This is a genomic window from Antribacter gilvus (assembly GCF_003946865.1).
In the GTDB taxonomy this organism is placed as follows: Bacteria; Actinomycetota; Actinomycetes; order Actinomycetales; family Cellulomonadaceae; genus Antribacter; species Antribacter gilvus.
In genome coordinates, this window is sequence record NZ_QXTH01000003.1 from 284,012 (window position 1) to 300,528 (window position 16,517).

The window sequence follows — 16,517 nt, forward strand, 5'->3', positions numbered from 1 at the left end:
CCCACAGTACCCGCCCCGTGCCCCAGGAACCTAAGGTCACGCGCTCAGCGAACGCGTCCGGCGGGCGAAAGCCGAGGTGAGGGCCGTGGGAGAGCCCGTAGATCGCCCGCGACCGGGGTGCCGTCGGCGTACGGTTGCACCGTGCTCCGCGCTGTCATCGTCCCCGCGACTCCTCTGCTCGTCCCCGGCGCCGCGGGCGTCGCCGAGGTCCTCGGCGACGTGCGGTCCGCGGTCCGCGAAGCGCTTGCCGAGCTGGTCGCCGGCGGCCGCGTCCCCCTGGTCCTCGCGCACGGCCGCGCCACGCGGCACGGTCTCCTCCGCCCGTCCCTCGCGGCGGCCGGCATCGGGGACACCTGGCTGCCCGACGCCGTCCTGGGGTCCCCGCGACGATCCGCGGCGGAGCCCGGAGTGTCGTGGGGGGAGGGCGCCGTCCTGGGGTCCCCGCGACGATCCGCGGCGGAGCCCGGAGTGTCGTGGGGGGAGGGCGCCGTCCGCTCGCCCTGGGAGCACCGCGTCGCCTTCGGAGGGCTCGCCCCGGAGGACGTCGCCGGCGTGCCGGCCTCGGTCGCGCTGCTGGCGCTCGCGGACGTGCTGGGCGCCCGCGCCGCGGAGGTCCGCACCCTGGAGCTCCCGTCGGACCGGACGAGCGCACTACCTCGGCGGGCTGACCCTGCCGAGATAGTCACCCCGTCCGACGAAGTGACTACCTCGGCGGGGGCAGGGGAGCTGGCGGCGGAGGTCACCGCGATCCTCCGGGCCGCCGACGGCCTCGTCGTCGCCGGGGGAGGAGTTCCCGGCGGCCTCGACGCCGGCCCGGGCACGCTGGCCCCGGGCGTCGCCGCGGCGCTCGCGTCGGTGGGCGCGGGCTGGGCCGCCGAGGTGCTCGTCCTTCCGCAGACCGGCGACCACCTGCCGCCCGAGTACCGGGTGACGCTGCTGCGGGACTGAGAGAATCACCCGGTGATCATCGTCGCCGTCGTGGGTCCCACGGCCACCGGGAAGTCGGACCTCGCGCTGGACCTCGCGGAGGCGCTGAGCCCCGGCCGCACGGCCGCCGGCCCCGCGCGAGCGCCGGCCGAGATCGTCAACGCCGACGCGTACCAGCTCTACCGCGGCATGGATGTCGGCACGGCGAAGGTGCCGGTGGCGGAGCGCCGGGGGATCGCCCACCACCAGCTCGACGTGCTCGACCCGCTCGAGGACTCGTCGGTGGCGCGCTACCAGGCGGACGGGCGGGCCGACCTCGCGGCGATCGAGCACCGGGGTGCGCGGGCCGTCGTGGTCGGCGGGTCCGGCCTGTACGTACGCTCCCTGCTCGACCAGATGGACTTCCCGGGCACGGACCCGGACGTCCGCGCGCAGCTGGAGGCACGCGCCGAGGCCGAGGGCCGCCGCGCCCTGCACACCGAGCTGGAGCGCCTCGACCCACAGGCCGCGGAGAGCATCGGCCCGCAGAACACCCGGCGGATCGTGCGCGCGCTGGAGGTCATCGCGATCACCGGCCGTCCCTACACCGCCAACCTGCCCCGCCAGGAGTATGTGCGGCCCGCCGTCCAGGTCGGCCTCGACTGCGACCGGCCCACCCTCGACGCCCGGGTCGCCGGCCGCGTGGAACGCATGTGGGGCGAGGGCCTGGTGGACGAGGTGCGGTCGCTCGCGAGCCCGGAGCAGGGCGGCACCGGCACGGGCCTCGGCGTCACCGCCGCGCGCGCCGTCGGGTACGCGGAGCTGCTCGCCTGGTGGCGCGGCGAGACCACCGAGGCGGAGGCGCGGGACGCCGTCGTCGCGAACACGCGCCGCCTGGCCCGCAAGCAGATGGGCTGGTTCGGGCGCGACCCGCGCGTGCACTGGCTCGACGCCCAGTCGCCCACCCTGCTCGACGACGCCCTCGCCGTGGTCGCCGCCGCCGACGCGGGCACGCTCCCGGTCCGCGGGACGGCCTCGGACGACCAGCCGGTCCGCCGTAGTCTGGGGTCATGACGCAGACCGAGCCCGCGACCCCCGCCGCCCGGGGCCGCACCCGCGCGACCCCGTCCGGCCTGCGGTTCGTCAAGGGTCACGGGACCCGCAACGACTTCGTCCTGATCGCCGACACGCGCGGCGAGCTCGACCTCACGCCGGACCTGGTACGTCGCCTCGCCGACCGCCGCGGCGGCGTGGGAGGCGACGGCGTCATCCGCCTCGTCCCCACAGCGTCCCTCGCCCAGGCGGGCGAGTCGGTGGCCGACGACGTCCTCGCCGCGGACCCGACCGCCATCTGGTTCATGGACTACCGCAACGCGGACGGCTCGGTCGCCGAGATGTGCGGCAACGGCGTCCGGGTCTTCACGGCCTTCGCCGAGAGCCTCGGGCTGGTCAACCTCGCCGGCGGCGCCTCCTTCGCCCTCGGCACCCGCGCCGGCATCAAGCGCGTCCGCAAGGAGGCCGACGGCTGGTACGCCGTCGACATGGGCCCCTGGTTCCTGCCCGGCGGGCAGGACGCCGCGAACGGCGGCTTCGACGCCGCCGTGCACGTGACCGGCTGGGACGCTCCCCGCCCGGCGCTCAGCGTCGACCTGGGCAACCCGCACACCGTCGTCGCGCTCTCGAGCGTCGGCGAGCTCGAGGCCCTCGACCTCGGACGCGCGCCCGAGGTGGCGCCCGTGCCGCCCAACGGCACCAACGTCGAGCTCGTCGTCCCGCTCGGGGAGCAGCGACTGCCCGACGGCAGCACCGTGGGCCGCGTCCGCATGCGCGTGCACGAGCGCGGCGTCGGCGAGACCCCGTCGTGCGGCACGGGAGCGTGCGCGGCGGCGCTCGCGGTCCGGACGTGGCTGGCGGCGTCCGGCGAGGTGCCCGACACCTGGATCGTCGAGGTGCCGGGCGGGCAGGTGCGCGTGCGCCTCCTGCCGGGCGGCAACGTGGAGCTGGCCGGCCCGGCCGAGCTGGTCCACGCGGGCGAGATCTCCCTCTGACGGGGTCTCACGGCCCGAGCAGAGCCAGCGGGACGACTGCGACGCCGTCAGCTCGCCGGTAGGCGCGCTCGCCCGTGGTGACGATGACCTTGTCCGCGAGGTTCTCGCCGATCTGGTCCTGGAGCCAGTTGAGATGACTGGCGTCCTTGTCGCTCACTGAGCTCGCCAGCTTGATCTCTAGCGCGATGTCACGACGGTCCTCGCCCTCGACGATGAGGTCGATCTCGCGGGCTGTGTCCTGCAAGCGAAGGTGTCCGACGCGTGCGTCCGCGGCGTCGGCACAGACGCGCACGCTCTGCGCGACGAGCGACTCGAACAGTGCGCCGAGCCAGGTACCGTGCGAGGCGCGCGTACCGCCGCTGTTGAACATTTGCCGGGCATCGTACTGAACATCTCCCGGCATTTGTGTCGAGCGTTCCACCGAATACCGATCGAACATCCCAGCGGGGCCTCGCGCGGCGGGCAGTATGCTTCCGGCCGCCGGGTCTCACCGGTGCACCTGCGAGCCTCCTGCGAGCCCCCATGACCGCCTTGCTGACGACGACGTCCGCCAGTTTCCTTCCCGTCACGCCGTTGAACGGTGTGTGGACGGGGTTCGTCGTGGCGATGGTGCTGCTGGCCGTGATGCTGCACCTGCTGCTGCGGCACCGGCCCGCCGTCGTGCGACGACGTGCGCTGCTCGGGATGGCGCTCGCGAACGCCTGCTTCTCGCTGACGTTCCACGTGGCGTACCTGACCGACCCGGCCGTCCACTTCCCGCTGTTCCAGAACCTGCCGCTGCACCTGTGCACCATCGTGTCGGTGTTCCTGCTGCCCCTGGCCGTGCGGTTCGACTGGCGGCCCCTGCGGGCGGTCGTGTTCTTCCCGGGCGCGGTCGCGGGGGCCCTCGCGCTCATCTCCTGCGCGCCGATGTACTGGGGCCACCCGCTCCTGTCGCTGAAGACGTTCTTCTTCGTGGCGCACGCGCTCAACGCGGTGCTCCCTGCGCTGCTCGCCTCGCTCGGCCTCTACCGGCCCACGGTGCGCGACGCCGTCCTGTCGCTCGGCTACACGATCGTGCTCGCGCTGTGCGTGCTCCCCGTGACGATCGCGCTGCGCACCTGGGTGGACCCGGGCGCCAACTACTTCTACGTCTTCGATCCCGAGGGCGCGGCGATCCTCGTGCTGTTCCACGACCTCATCGGGATCCCCCTGGTCTACGAGCTGCCCGTGCTGCTGGTGGTGCTGCCCGTCCTCCTGCTCCAGGTGGCGGTCTACCGCGGCGGGCAGCGCCTGGCGGCGCGCCGGTACGCAACGGGACCAGCGGGCAGGGCGGACCTGCCGGGGCTCACGCGCCGCGCGTGACGCGCAGCACCCGGAACCCCTTCGACGACGCCTCGCGCTCGACCCGGAGGCCGAGCGTCTCGGTGATCCAGCGGGCCAGGGAGTCAGAGCCGAGGTTCTTCTGCACCACGAGCCAGCCCTCGGCGTCGTCGGCCAGACGGGGGAGCCAGCGCTCCAGGAGGGCGTGGAGCGCCTCCTTGCCGACGCGGATCGGGGGGTTGGACCAGAGGCCGGCGAACGTCACGTCGTCGGGCACGTCGTCCGGCAGGGCTGCGCGGACGTTGCTCACGCCGAGCCGCTCCGCGTTGCGTCGCACCAGGTCCAGGGCCCGCTCGTTGACGTCGACGGCCCAGACCGTGGCGCCCGGCGACTCGAGCGCCATCGTCAGCGCGAGCGGCCCCCAGCCGCAGCCGAGGTCCAGCAGGTCGCCGGTCCCGGGCGCGGCGGGCAGCTCCTCGAGCAGGACCCGCGTGCCCTTGTCGATCCCGCCGGGGGAGAACACGCCCGACGCCACCTCGACCTCCACGTCGCGACCGGCGAGGTGGACCTCCAGCGTGCGGAGCTCGGCCGCCGAGGCGGGCTGCGCGGTGAAGTAGTGGTCAGCGGTCTCTGGGCTTCCGCCGACCTCGGGCTGCCCGCTTCCTCGCGGAAGGCGATTGTCAGGTTCCGTCACCGGACGATCCTACGGCGGTCCGGGAAAGGCATGGCCCCGGGACTTCCTGCCGTGGGATCCTTGTTGTACGAAGCATTACCCCCTGGATGGAAGGCAGTACATGACCCACACCCCGACGAACCCCGGCGCGCCGCTCGGCGAAGAGCCGCACGACGACCTGCGCGACGCCCAGGCGATCGCCAACGACGTGGTGGCCCGGGTGCTCGCTCGGGCGGGGACGGCTCGGACGGACGGCGAGACCGTCCACATGGAGCACGACGGCGAGCAGCTGGACCTCGAGGAGCGCGTGGCCCTGCGCCGCGTGGCCGGCCTGTCGACCGAGCTCCAGGACGTCACCGAGGTCGAGTACCGCCAGCTGCGCCTCGAGCGCGTGGTGCTCGTCGGCGTCTACGCCGGCGGCGAGGCCTTCGCGCAGGACGCTGAGATCTCCCTCCGTGAGCTCGCGGCGCTCGCGGAGACCGCGGGCTCCCTGGTGCTCGACGGACTCCTGCAGCGCCGTCAGAAGCCCGATCCCAGCACCTACCTCGGCTCCGGCAAGGCGGCCGAGCTGGGTCAGCTGGTCCTCGCGGTCGGCGCCGACACCGTCGTGGTCGACGGCGAGCTCGCGCCCTCCCAGCGTCGCGCGCTGGAGGACGTGATCAAGGTCAAGGTCGTGGACCGCACGGCGCTGATCCTGGACATCTTCGCGCAGCACGCCAAGTCACGTGAGGGCAAGGCGCAGGTCGAGCTCGCCCAGCTCGAGTACCTGCTGCCGCGCCTCCGCGGCTGGGGCGAGTCCATGTCCCGCCAGGCCGGTGGCCAGGTGGGTGGCGCGGGCGCAGGTATGGGTTCGCGCGGACCTGGTGAGACCAAGATCGAGCTGGACCGCCGTCGTATCCGCAACCGCATGGCGAAGCTGCGCCGCGAGATCACCGCGATGAAGCCCGCGCGCGAGACCAAGCGGCTGTCCCGCAAGCGCAACGCGATCCCCGCCGTGACGATCGCCGGTTACACCAACGCCGGCAAGTCGTCGCTGCTCAACGCGCTGACGGACGCCGGGGTGCTCGTGGAGAACGCCCTGTTCGCCACGCTGGACCCCACCGTGCGACGCACCCAGACCGAGGACGGCCGGGTCTACACCCTGGCCGACACCGTCGGGTTCGTGCGGCACCTGCCGCACCAGCTCGTCGAGGCGTTCCGCTCCACGCTCGAGGAGGTCGGCGACGCCGACCTGCTCCTGCACGTGGTGGACGCCTCCCACCCGGACCCGGAGAGCCAGATCGCTGCCGTCCGGGAGGTCCTGTCGGAGATCCCGGGCATCGCTGACGTGACCGAGGTCATCGTCCTGAACAAGGCGGACGTGGCCGACCCTGCCGTCGTGGGGCGCATCCAGCGCCGCGAGAAGCGCACGGTCGTGGTCAGCGCACACACCGGGGAGGGCATCGCGGAGCTCCGCGGCGTCATCTCCGACGCGCTGCCCCGGCCGTCCGTCGACGTGGACGTCGTGGTGCCGTACTCGCGCGGCGACCTGGTGCACCGTGTGCACCAGTCGGGCGAGATCGACCACGAGGAGCACGTCTCCGCGGGCACCGTTCTGCGGGGCCGGGTGGACGCCCAGCTCGCCGCCGAGCTGGAGCGCGTAGCGGTTCGCGCCTGACCCTCCACGCTGTGGGTACGCAGATGGTCGTCTCTCCGCTCGGAGGGGCGACCATCTGCGTACCCACAGCAAGGGTCGGGGCGGGGTGTCGGTGGGCGACCGTAGGATCGACGAGTGACAAGCCTCGACGACCTCCAGGACTCTCCCGCCGCAGCGCCGGCCCCCGGCGCGGGCGACGTCCCGGACGTCGCGACGCTGCTCGGGCTGGCGGTCGGCGAGCTCGGCGGCAGCCTGCGTGACGGCCAGCGCGAGATGGCGGAGGCGGTGGGGGAGGCCGTCGACACGTCCACGCACCTGCTGGTCCAGGCGGGTACGGGCACCGGAAAGTCGCTCGGCTACCTCGTTCCCGCCGTGCGGCACGCCGTGGCCGCGGAGAGCCGCGTCATCGTGTCCACGGCCACGCTCGCCCTCCAGCGCCAGGTCATCACCCGAGACCTGCCGCTCGTCGCGCGGGCGGTCGCCCCACGCCTGCCGCGGGAGCCGCGCATCGCGCTCCTGAAGGGCTGGCACAACTACCTGTGCGTCCACAAGGTGGGCGGCGGCTATCCCGTGGACGAGCCCACGCTCTTCGACCTCCCGGGCGGCGAGGAGCACCCCCCGGTGCCCGAGACGGGAGGGGGCGGCGGCCCGGCGGGCTCGGGCGGTACCGGCGGCAAGCGCCGGGGCAAGCGGGACGACGGCGCCACGCTGGCCGACCACGTGCGTCGCCTCCACGAGTGGGCCGGCGAGTCCGACTCGGGCGACCGGGACGACCTCGTGCCGGGCGTCCCCGACCGTGCCTGGCGCCAGGTCTCGGTGACGGCGCTCGAGTGCCTGGGCCAGCGGTGCCCCATGCTCGCCGAGTGCTTCCCCGAGCGGGCGCGCGCCGCGGCCCGCGAGGCGGACGTGGTGGTGACGAACCACGCGATGCTCGGGATCGCGGTCTCGGGCAGCCCGAACGTGCTGCCGGAGCACGACGTCGTGATCGTGGACGAGGCCCACGAGCTGGTGGACCGGGTCACGGCCGCCGCCACCGTGGAGCTCTCCGTGGCGTCCGTGGAGCACGCCGCCCGCCTCGCGCGGCGGCACGGGGGAGCGGAGACGACAGCCCTCGACGCGGCGGCGCAGGCCCTCGGCACGCTCCTCGTGACGGCGCCCACGGAACGGTTCCCCGACGGTCTGCCCCAGGCCCTGCACGCCGCGGTGGCCGGGCTCCGGGACGCGGCCCGCGAGGTGCTGACCCGGCTCAAGCCCGAGGCGGCAGGCCCGGGGAAGGGGGGCGGGGCGTCGTCGGGCAACCAGGGCGACCCGGGGCTGAAGATGGCGCAGGGCGCCATGCTGGCGCTGTTCGAGACGGCGGAACGGATGGCCGCCGAGGACACGAGCCACGACGTGCTGTGGTGCTCCCGGCCCGATGCCGCGTGGGGCGGGTTCGCGGACGGCGTCACCCGGCTGCACGCGGCGCCCTTGCACGTCGCGGGGCTGATCCGCACCCACCTGCTGGGCGAGTCCACGGGGGTGTTCACGTCGGCCACGCTGGCGCTCGGCGGCACGTTCGAGCCGGTGGCCGGCTCCCTCGGCCTCGGCAAGGCCACCCTGGGCGACGGCGAGGCGCCGCCGGACGCGCCGAGGTGGAAGGGCCTGGACGTGGGGAGCCCGTTCGACTACCCGCGGCAGGGCATCCTCTACATCGCCCGGCACCTCCCCGCGCCGGGGCGCGAGCCCACCACCGAGGCGCAGCTCGACGAGATCGCCGAGCTGATCGGCGCCGCGGGCGGGCGCACGCTCGGCCTGTTCTCCTCCCGCCGGGCGGCGACGGCCGCCGCGGAGGCGATGCGCGAGCGGCTCGACGTGCCCGTGCTGTGCCAGGGCGACGACCAGCTGCCCACGCTCGTCCGCGAGTTCGCCGAGGACCCGGCCACGTGCCTGTTCGGGACGCTGTCCCTGTGGCAGGGGGTCGATGTCCCCGGGCCGTCGTGCCAGCTCGTGCTCATCGACCGCATCCCGTTCCCGAGGCCCGACGACCCGGTGAAGGCCGCCCGCGCACGGGCCGTCGAGCAGGCGGGCGGCAACGGGTTCATGGCGGTCTCCGCGGCGCATGCCGCGCTCCTCCTCGCGCAGGGTGCGGGGCGGCTCGTCCGCACCACCAGCGACCGCGGCGTGGTCGCCGTGCTGGACCCGCGGCTGGCGACCGCCCGGTACGCCTCGTTCCTCACCCGGTCCATGCCCGGGTTCTGGCCCACCAACGACCCTGCGCTGGTCCGCGCTGCACTCGCCCGGCTCGACACCTAGCCTGAACATGTCCGGGCTCGACGCCCGGCCCGTCGGAGGAGGAAACCTTGAACGCTGCCGTCCCAGGAACGACCGGATCCGGTCGCACCACCAAGCTGGCGGTCGTCGGGGCGGGTGCGGTGGGCTCCACGCTCGCGTACGCGGCGCTCGCCCGCGGGTCGGCGCGCACCATCGCGCTGCTGGACGTCAACAAGGCCAAGGTCGAGGCGGAGGTTCTCGACCTCCGGCAGGGCCTGATGTTCACCCCCCAGGCCGAGGTGATCGGGTCCGACGACGTGGCGGTGTGCGAGGGCGCCGACGTGGTGGTGGTGACCGCCGGGGCGAAGCAGAAGCCCGGCCAGACGCGGCTCGACCTGGCGGAGGCGACCATCGAGCTGACGGGCAAGATCCTGCCCGGGATCGTGGAGGTGGCCCCGGACGCCGTCTACCTGATGGTCACCAACCCGGTCGACGTGGTGACGTACGCGGCTCTCAAGATCTCCGGGCTGCCCCGCGACCGGGTCTTCGGCTCGGGGACGGTGCTCGACTCGTCACGGCTGCGAGTGGTCCTCGCCGAGCGCTGCGGCGTCGCCGTCGGGAACGTCCACGCCTACATCGCGGGCGAGCACGGCGACTCCGAGATCGCGCTCTGGAGCTCGGCGACCATCGCCGGCGTGCCGCTGCTGGAGTGGGCGCCCTTCTCGGGAGCGCCGCCCCTCGACGCTCAGGCGCGGGAGGACGTGCACAAGGACGTCGTCGACTCCGCCTACAAGATCATCGCGGGCAAGGGAGCCACCAACTACGCCGTCGGGCTCGCGGCCACCCGGATCATCGAGGCGGTGCTCAACGACGAGCACCGGGTGATGCCGGTGTCGTCGCTGCTGGACGACTACTACGGCATCAGCGACGTGTGCCTCTCGGTCCCGTCCCTCGTGGACCGGCGGGGCGTCACCGAGAACGTGCGGGTGCCGCTCTCGGACGAGGAGATCGCGGGGCTGCGGGCGTCGGCCGACAGCATGCGCGCGGTGCAGAAGCGGTTCGGGCTCTGACGCGAGAAGCGCCGAGACAGTGCGTCCGTCGCACTGGCTCGGCGCTCCTCGTCAGGTCAGAGGCTGCGCAGGACCGCCACGACGCGGCCCAGCACCTGGGCGTCGTCGCCCGCGATGGGGTTGTACGCCGCGTTGCGGGGCAGGAGCCACACGTGGCCGTCGGCCTTCTTGAACGTCTTCACGGTGGCCTCGCCGTCGATCATGGCGGCCACCACCTCGCCGTTCTCAGCCACCGGCTGACGCCGGACCACGACCCAGTCGCCGTCGCAGATGGCGGCCTCGATCATCGAGTCGCCCGCCACCTTCAGGAGGAACAGCTCGCCGTCGCCCACAAGCTGCCGGGGGAGCGGGAACACGTCCTCGACCAGCTGCTCGGCCAGGATGGGTCCACCGGCCGCGATCCGGCCGACGAGCGGCACGTAGGACGGGGACGGCAGACGCTCGTCGTCGCCCGTCGAGGCGGCACCCCAGTGCGGCTCCGCCGGCGCCGTCGGGCCGGCCGCTGTGGCAGAGGCTGAGCTGCCCGGCTCGACGACCTCCATCGCGCGCGGCCGGTTCGGGTCGCGGCGGAGGACGCCCTTGCGCTCGAGCGCCATGAGCTGGTGCTTGACGCTCGACGGGCTGGCCAGGCCCACGGCCTCGCCGATCTCGCGCATGGTGGGCGGGTAGCCCCGGGTCTCGACCGAGTGCCGGATGGTCTCGAGCACGCGCCGCTGTCGCGGCGTCAGCCGGTCGGCCGCCGAGCCGAGCTCGCGCACCTCGGCGAGCCCCTCCGCGGCAGAGGCCTTCCTGTCGAGCGTGGCGACACTGCTCAGGGCAGTGTCCACGGCCGTGCCGCCGTCGTTGCCGTCGCGTCCGGTCATGACTGAACCCCTCCTGCCCGCGCTGCGCCCGTGTGACGCCGCACCGAATGTGATGCCACAAGCCTGTGGTGCCACCTGCCGCAATCCGACATATGTCACCTCGTTGCGACTCCCACTCTAGGTCACACTCCCCAATCCATCAAACGAATGTTCGAGCGTGTCTCGACACCGGGTGGTCGTCGTGCTACACAATGGTACGAGCGTTCGACGAACAAGCGTTCTACGCACGTCAGTTCGATCCACGATGGAGGAAGTCATGGGGGCGACGACCATGAGCCCGGCCCGGAGCACCGCGAGGGTACGTCCGCACCGGACCGAGCGGCACCTGTACCTCGTCACGCCGGCACCGGAGGTGCGGCGGCACGTGCCCGCCCCGCCCGCCGCTGTGGCGGCGAGGCCTGTGGCTGCGCCGGCCGGTCGGGCTCCGGCCAGGCCTGCGCCTGCGCCGCCCGCAGCTGCCCCGCCCGCGCCCGCGCCGCAGGGCCTCGCGGCGCGACTCGGGCTCGACGGCCTGCGACTGACGCGCCGTGGCCGGGCCGTCCTCGTGGTCCTCGTGGCCCTGGTCCTGGCTCCGGCTGCCACCTGGGGTGCCACGGCCGTGGCCAGCTCCTCGGGACCCGGCGTCGAGGTGCGGGTGCACGTTGTCCAGCCCGGGGAGTCGCTCTGGGACTTCGCCACGCCGCTCACCGCTCCGGGGGAGGACGTCCGCTCGGCCGTCGCGCGGATCAAGGACCTGAACGACCTCGACGACGCCACGCTCCGCGTCGGCCAGGTGCTTCTCCTGCCCGTGGAATGAGTCACACGATCCGCGGCGACCAGCCGATATGTTGCGCCGATGTTGCACCGGGGTGGTTTGCCCGCTTACGGTCAAGGCGCGACCGAGGTGTTCCCGGTCGATGACCCGACCACGCAGGAGTGAAGCGATGCACTGTCCGTTCTGCCGCCATGCGGACTCCCGCGTGGTGGACTCGCGGACCGCGGACGACGGCGCGTCCATCCGCCGCCGGCGACAGTGCCCCAGCTGCAACCGCCGGTTCACCACCATCGAGACCGCCAGCCTGTCGGTGGTCAAGCGTTCAGGGGCGACAGAGCCCTTCAGCCGCGACAAGATCGTGGCGGGCGTGCGCAAGGCTTGCCAAGGCCGGCCGGTGAGCGAGGACGACCTCGCCCTGCTCGCCCAGCGGGTCGAGGAGACGCTGCGCAGCAACGGCAGCGCCGAGATCGACGCGTACGAGATCGGGCTGGCGATCCTGGGACCGCTGCGTGAGCTCGACGTCGTCGCATACCTGCGGTTCGCGAGCGTGTATCAGGCGTTCGACTCCCTGGAGGACTTCGAGAGCGCGATCACGTCGCTCCGCGCCGAGCGGGAGGCACGCACCGGCGAGTCCGGCGCCGCGCAGGAGAACGTGCCGGCGGGGACGGCCTGAGCATCGGATCGTAGCCGTGGAGGTCTCCTGATATTCGTTGGCGCGCACGCGCGCCGTGGGGCACGCTGGTCAGCGGACGGGCCCACGCCGAGGGACCCCCGGAGTTGAGGAGGTGTTCGGCATGACGTCAGTCGACGGAGCTGCCGGCGAGGACAGGGCGGCCGGTACGGCTGCCGAGGATGCGGCCGCGGAAGGCCGCCCCACCACGCCGAGCGAGGACATGAAGGCCAAGTTCAAGGCGGCACTCGACCGCAAGAACTCGGCGAGCCACCGCACGTCGGACGGCGACGCGAACACGGGATCCGTGCACGCGTCGGAGACGGCCGGCCCGGTGCAGAAGATGTTCCGCCGCAAGTCCGGCTGAGTCTTCGGTACGGAGGCCGCCGACCTGGTGAACGACCGGGTCGGCGGCCTTTGTCGTGCCGCCAGGAGGCTGTCGCGCACGGTCGGGGCCACCGCGGGTCGCCAGCGTCGGGCGCGGAGGAGAAACATCCACCTGGGGCGATCCTTGACCTTTCTGGGGCATTTAGGTGATTCTGGTGAGGTTTGCACCGCCGGTGGAGCAGGGGGAGCACGAATGGACAGGACTGGCCGGGACAGGTCGTTCGCGCGGAACCGCCGTCAGGAGCGGATCCGATGGCTGGTCGGCCTCGCCACGGGACTCGCGCTCACTGCCGTCGTGCTGCCGGTACCGCTGGACGAGGCGCAGGGCGCGCCACGCTTCAACGTGCAGTGCGACGACCTCATCGACGGGATCGAGGGCATCGCGGGGGACGACGAGCTGCCGGGCCACAAAGAGTTCCCGGCCAGCCAGAAGATCCCCGACTACGAGTACCAGAACGTGGCCGAGGACCTGCGCGAGACGAAGCTGCCCACGCAGGCGGAGCTCGACGCGCTGGAGGGCGACTACAAGCTGTTCACGCCGGGTACCGAGGACCACATGCTCCGCCGCTGGAAGGTCTACGAAGGCGACTGGGACTGGGACAGATGGCGCAACACGTACATCCCGAACATGTCCAACGACGCTCGGGGCGACGGTTTCCACCGCAACGTCGGCCGCAAGCTCAAGCTCGGCGGACCGGACTGGACGTGTGAGGACACCAAGCTCTGGGACGAGGAGAAGCTCGATACCGAGCGCCGCTACGACTCGGTGAACCGGAAGAAGAAGCTCGCCTTCGAGCTGAAGTCGGGCGGCTCGCCGCTCAAGCTCGAGCAGCTCCAGGCCGACCGGGCCCTGATGAGCTCGGGCAAGGGCTGGAAGGTGTACTACGTCTTCAGCCAGGCTCCTGCACCAGGGCAGGTCAGGCTGATGACCTCCTATGGCATCAAGTACGTCGTTCTGGAGTCCACGGCGGTGCTGAAGAACCCGCCGAAGGACCCGGACAACAAGTCGATGAGCCCCGACGCGAAGCGGCCCACGGGAGGATCGGCGAAGGACGTGGCGGCCCGTTCCGGCCGGTCCCCGGCAGAGGCGCGTGAGGCCCAGCGCCTGGCGGAGGACTTCGCCAGGGACCACCGCCGTCAGGGCTTCGGACCCCAACGACCCGGTGGCATCGACTGGACCTCGCTGGAGCTGCGGTACGTCTCCGACGACCCGCAGACCAAGGACTTCGGATACGCCTTCTCGGCCGCAGAGCTGCCCGACGAGGGTGAGGGCGAGCCGTCGTTCGGCGGCGAGGCGGCGCTCGACCTCTCCTCCGACGCGCTGTTCACCTGGTTGGCGCTGGACCCGAACCAGTTCTGGGTGAACCTCAACCCGGACACGCCGGAGACCATCATCGACGCGGAGCTCGCGACGACCGACGCGGGGCGGGTCCTGCTCGAGGCGGACCTGCGGTTCAAGGAGACGCAGAACCGCTACATGGACCCGGAGACGGAGCACGGACGGGCGTTCTGGGACGGGATGGAGCGCACGGACGAGGGCCTGCTCTGTCACGGGTCGTACCGGATGTGGGTCGAGCCCAAGCCGGCCACGGTCCGTGAGGACGGTGACCAGGTGTACATCCTGGACGCGCCGCTGGCAGCCAAGTACGAGCCGTTCGAGATCGACTGGCGCCCGCCGGGCGAAGACCTGTGCGCGAGCGCGCCCCAGGACATCGTGGACCGCAACACCCAGCGGATCGCCGACACGTTCGCGCCCCTGCTCGAGCAGGCGGTGAACACCGGTCCGGAGTACGCGGACCTGCGTCGCATCTACACCTCGCGGGTCGCTGCGCAGTGGCTCAGGGAGCGTGATGCTGAGCGGCCTGGTGCCTTCCACGACGTGATCGGCTCGGGAGACGTCTCGCGATGGCCTGCCCGGACGGCCTGGGACCCGCAGGACATCTTCGACACGTACCTGGAGCAGATGAGCACGCCGCTGTTCCGGTACGAGTGGACGCACGGGGAGATGGAGTACTGGCTGGACATCGTGGGAGGCATCACGCTCCCGGACACGCCGCGAGACCCGATGCCGCCGGAGCAGTTCGCCACCGAGCACCCGACGCTACCGGCGACCGTGCGGTCCTCGGTGCACGACGCCGTACGCGTGCCGCTGGCCGCTCAGACGGGTGACGCGATCGGCACGTTCGCCGAACCGGTTGAGAGCATGGCCTGGCTCGGCGGAGGTCCGGTCGTGCAGCTGCCCGATCCCGAGCCGACAGACCCGCCGGACCCTCAGCCCACCGACCCGCCCGGCCCGGAGCCGACGCCCCCGCCCCAGGGTCCGGGGCCGGGCGCCCCGCCCGGCGGCGACCAGCCGCGGCCGGCTGACGGTCCGCAGGCGCCGGCGGCAGACCGGCCGCGGGTGGTGGCAGCGTCGGGGCCACTTCCCGACACCGGGTTCTCCGACCAGTGGATCGCCCCCACCGCGCTGGCGCTCGTCCTGGCAGGCCTGGGCCTCATCGTGCTCCGGCACCGGTGGCCGCGGCGGGAGTGACCGCTGCCCCGTGACCGCCCCTGGGTCCCATCGCTGTGGGTACGTGAACGGCCGCCCCTCCGTCAGGAGAGGCGGCCGTTCGCGTACCCACAGCAAAGCGGAGGGGTCAGGCGGGGACCGCCGGGCCCTGCGGAAGCTCCTCGTGCTCGAGGTCGTCGAGCAGCCTCAGGCGGATGGTCGTCTCCATGCGGCCCAGCTTCTTGGACGCACCACGCTCCGTCACCGCGGAGATGTCCGTGACGACGTAGCCGATCTCGCCGCGCGTGGCGAGCAGCTGACCCTCGATGTTGGCGCCGTGGTCGGCGAGGATGCGGTTCACCTCGGCGAGCACCCCCGGCACGTTGCGGTGCAGGAGGGCGACGCGGCCCACGCCGGAGGGCGCGAGCTGCAGGTTCGGCACGTTGACGCTGAGCTCGGTGGAGCCGCTCGTCGTGTAGTCGCGCACCTTGCCCGCCACGAACCGGCCGATCGACTCCTGCGCCTCCTCGGTGGAGCCACCGATGTGCGGCGTGAGGATCACGTTCGGGAGGCCGCGCAGGTCGGACTCGAAGGCGTCGCCCTTGGTCTTGGGCTCGTGGGGGAACACGTCGACGGCTGCTCCGGCGATGTGGCCGCTGATGATCGACTCGCGCAGCGCCGCGTAGTCGACGACGAACCCGCGGGACAGGTTGAGGAAGATCGAGCCCTCGCGCATGCGGGCGAACTGCTTGGCGCCGAACATGCCGGCGTTGCCGGACCGGCCGTCCACGTGGAGCGTCACCACGTCGGCGGTCTCGAGCAGCTCCTCGAGCGTGTCCATGCGGTGGGCGTTGCTGAGCGCGAGCTTCTCGGCGGTGTCGTAGAAGACCACGCGCATGCCGAGGTTCTCCGCGACGATCGACAGCTGGGTGCCGATGTTGCCGTAGCCCACGATGCCCAGCGTGCGGCCGCGCACCTCGTGCGCGCCGTTCGCCGACTTGTCCCACACGCCATCGTGCAGCATGCGGTCCTTCTCGGTCATCCGTCGGGTCAGGGCGATGATCTCCGCGAGGGCGAGCTCGACGACCGACCGCGTGTTCTGGAACGGTGCGTTGAACACGACGACGCCTCGGGCCGCGGCGGCCTGCAGGTCGATCTGGTTCGTGCCGATGCAGAACGCGCCGATGGCCTCCAGCTGCGGAGCCGCCCGGAGGACACGCTCGGTGACGTTGGTCTTGGACCGGATGCCGAGGATGGACACGCCTTCCAGCGCCTCGATCAGCTCGGACTCGTCGAGAGCACCCTTGCGGGTCTCGACCTCGAACCCTGCGGACTGCAGGATCGAGACGGCGAGAGGATGGACGTTCTCGAGGAGGAGGGCGCGCTGCACGAGCACCATGGTGCGCCCCCGCCGGAGGATGTGACAAACGCGTTACGCCGTCCGTCCGCCTGCTGGGACGGCGGGGC

The 16,517-nt window shown here is 72.5% G+C and carries 15 protein-coding genes; 11 read left to right on the plus strand and 4 right to left on the minus strand.

Annotated elements, in window-relative coordinates; translation table 11 throughout:
- The first annotated feature begins 141 nt into the window (after positions 1–141).
- The 3 genes from D1350_RS07060 to dapF are packed head-to-tail and all read left to right on the plus strand — an operon-like array spanning position 142 to position 2,954.
- Positions 142–948: a hypothetical protein gene (locus D1350_RS07060; protein ID WP_125775264.1), complete on the plus strand. Its 807-nt coding sequence runs from the start codon at positions 142–144 to the stop codon at positions 946–948.
- Positions 949–960: 12 nt separating this feature from the next.
- The gene (miaA, locus tag D1350_RS07065) at positions 961–1,980 is read left to right on the plus strand and encodes a tRNA (adenosine(37)-N6)-dimethylallyltransferase MiaA (RefSeq protein WP_125775265.1); all 1,020 of its coding nucleotides are present in this window, start codon (positions 961–963) and stop codon (positions 1,978–1,980) included.
- Positions 1,977–2,954 (plus strand): diaminopimelate epimerase, encoded by a 978-nt coding sequence (gene dapF / locus D1350_RS07070; protein WP_125775266.1) that lies wholly within the window; start codon positions 1,977–1,979, stop codon positions 2,952–2,954. Before miaA ends, dapF begins: the two co-directional genes overlap by 4 nt.
- Positions 2,955–2,961: 7 nt before the next feature.
- Here dapF and D1350_RS07075 read toward each other — a convergent pair whose 3' ends face one another.
- Positions 2,962–3,375: a DUF4143 domain-containing protein gene (locus tag D1350_RS07075; RefSeq protein WP_240643935.1), complete on the minus strand. Its 414-nt coding sequence runs from the start codon at positions 3,373–3,375 to the stop codon at positions 2,962–2,964.
- A gap of 101 nt (positions 3,376–3,476) precedes the next feature.
- Here D1350_RS07075 and D1350_RS07080 point away from each other — a divergent pair, with 101 nt between their 5' ends.
- Positions 3,477–4,298 (plus strand): TMEM164 family acyltransferase, encoded by an 822-nt coding sequence (locus D1350_RS07080; RefSeq protein WP_125775268.1) that lies wholly within the window; start codon positions 3,477–3,479, stop codon positions 4,296–4,298.
- On the opposite strand, the gene D1350_RS07085 is transcribed toward D1350_RS07080, so the two are convergent.
- Complete coding sequence (locus tag D1350_RS07085) at positions 4,282–4,830, minus strand: class I SAM-dependent methyltransferase (protein ID WP_240643951.1); 549 nt, start codon at positions 4,828–4,830, stop codon at positions 4,282–4,284. The two genes, D1350_RS07080 and D1350_RS07085, sit on opposite strands and share 17 nt — an antisense overlap.
- A gap of 220 nt (positions 4,831–5,050) precedes the next feature.
- Here D1350_RS07085 and hflX point away from each other — a divergent pair, with 220 nt between their 5' ends.
- The 3 genes from hflX to D1350_RS07100 all read left to right on the plus strand — a co-directional run bounded on the left by hflX (position 5,051) and on the right by D1350_RS07100 (position 9,885).
- Entirely contained in the window at positions 5,051–6,586 is a 1,536-nt protein-coding gene (hflX, locus tag D1350_RS07090) for a GTPase HflX (RefSeq protein WP_125775270.1), read from the plus strand.
- 114 nt (positions 6,587–6,700) lie between these two features.
- On the plus strand, positions 6,701–8,857 hold the full coding sequence (locus tag D1350_RS07095) for an ATP-dependent DNA helicase (RefSeq protein WP_125775271.1): 2,157 nt from the start codon (positions 6,701–6,703) through the stop codon (positions 8,855–8,857).
- Between the two features lie 47 nt (positions 8,858–8,904).
- On the plus strand, positions 8,905–9,885 hold the full coding sequence (locus D1350_RS07100) for an L-lactate dehydrogenase (protein WP_125775272.1): 981 nt from the start codon (positions 8,905–8,907) through the stop codon (positions 9,883–9,885).
- Between the two features lie 56 nt (positions 9,886–9,941).
- On the opposite strand, the gene lexA is transcribed toward D1350_RS07100, so the two are convergent.
- Positions 9,942–10,748: a transcriptional repressor LexA gene (gene lexA, locus D1350_RS07105; RefSeq protein WP_125775273.1), complete on the minus strand. Its 807-nt coding sequence runs from the start codon at positions 10,746–10,748 to the stop codon at positions 9,942–9,944.
- A gap of 256 nt (positions 10,749–11,004) precedes the next feature.
- Here lexA and D1350_RS07110 point away from each other — a divergent pair, with 256 nt between their 5' ends.
- From D1350_RS07110 to D1350_RS07125, 4 genes are all read left to right on the plus strand, one after another.
- Positions 11,005–11,544: a LysM peptidoglycan-binding domain-containing protein gene (locus tag D1350_RS07110; RefSeq protein ID WP_125775274.1), complete on the plus strand. Its 540-nt coding sequence runs from the start codon at positions 11,005–11,007 to the stop codon at positions 11,542–11,544.
- A 127-nt stretch (positions 11,545–11,671) separates the two neighbouring features.
- Positions 11,672–12,175: a transcriptional regulator NrdR gene (gene nrdR / locus D1350_RS07115; protein ID WP_125775275.1), complete on the plus strand. Its 504-nt coding sequence runs from the start codon at positions 11,672–11,674 to the stop codon at positions 12,173–12,175.
- A 121-nt stretch (positions 12,176–12,296) separates the two neighbouring features.
- Complete coding sequence (locus tag D1350_RS24825; RefSeq protein WP_125775276.1) at positions 12,297–12,539, plus strand: DUF5302 family protein; 243 nt, start codon at positions 12,297–12,299, stop codon at positions 12,537–12,539.
- Positions 12,540–12,752: 213 nt separating this feature from the next.
- On the plus strand, positions 12,753–15,092 hold the full coding sequence (locus tag D1350_RS07125) for an LPXTG cell wall anchor domain-containing protein (protein WP_125775277.1): 2,340 nt from the start codon (positions 12,753–12,755) through the stop codon (positions 15,090–15,092).
- 106 nt (positions 15,093–15,198) lie between these two features.
- Here D1350_RS07125 and serA read toward each other — a convergent pair whose 3' ends face one another.
- Positions 15,199–16,440: a phosphoglycerate dehydrogenase gene (gene serA / locus D1350_RS07130; RefSeq protein WP_125775278.1), complete on the minus strand. Its 1,242-nt coding sequence runs from the start codon at positions 16,438–16,440 to the stop codon at positions 15,199–15,201.
- Positions 16,441–16,517 lie beyond the last annotated feature (77 nt).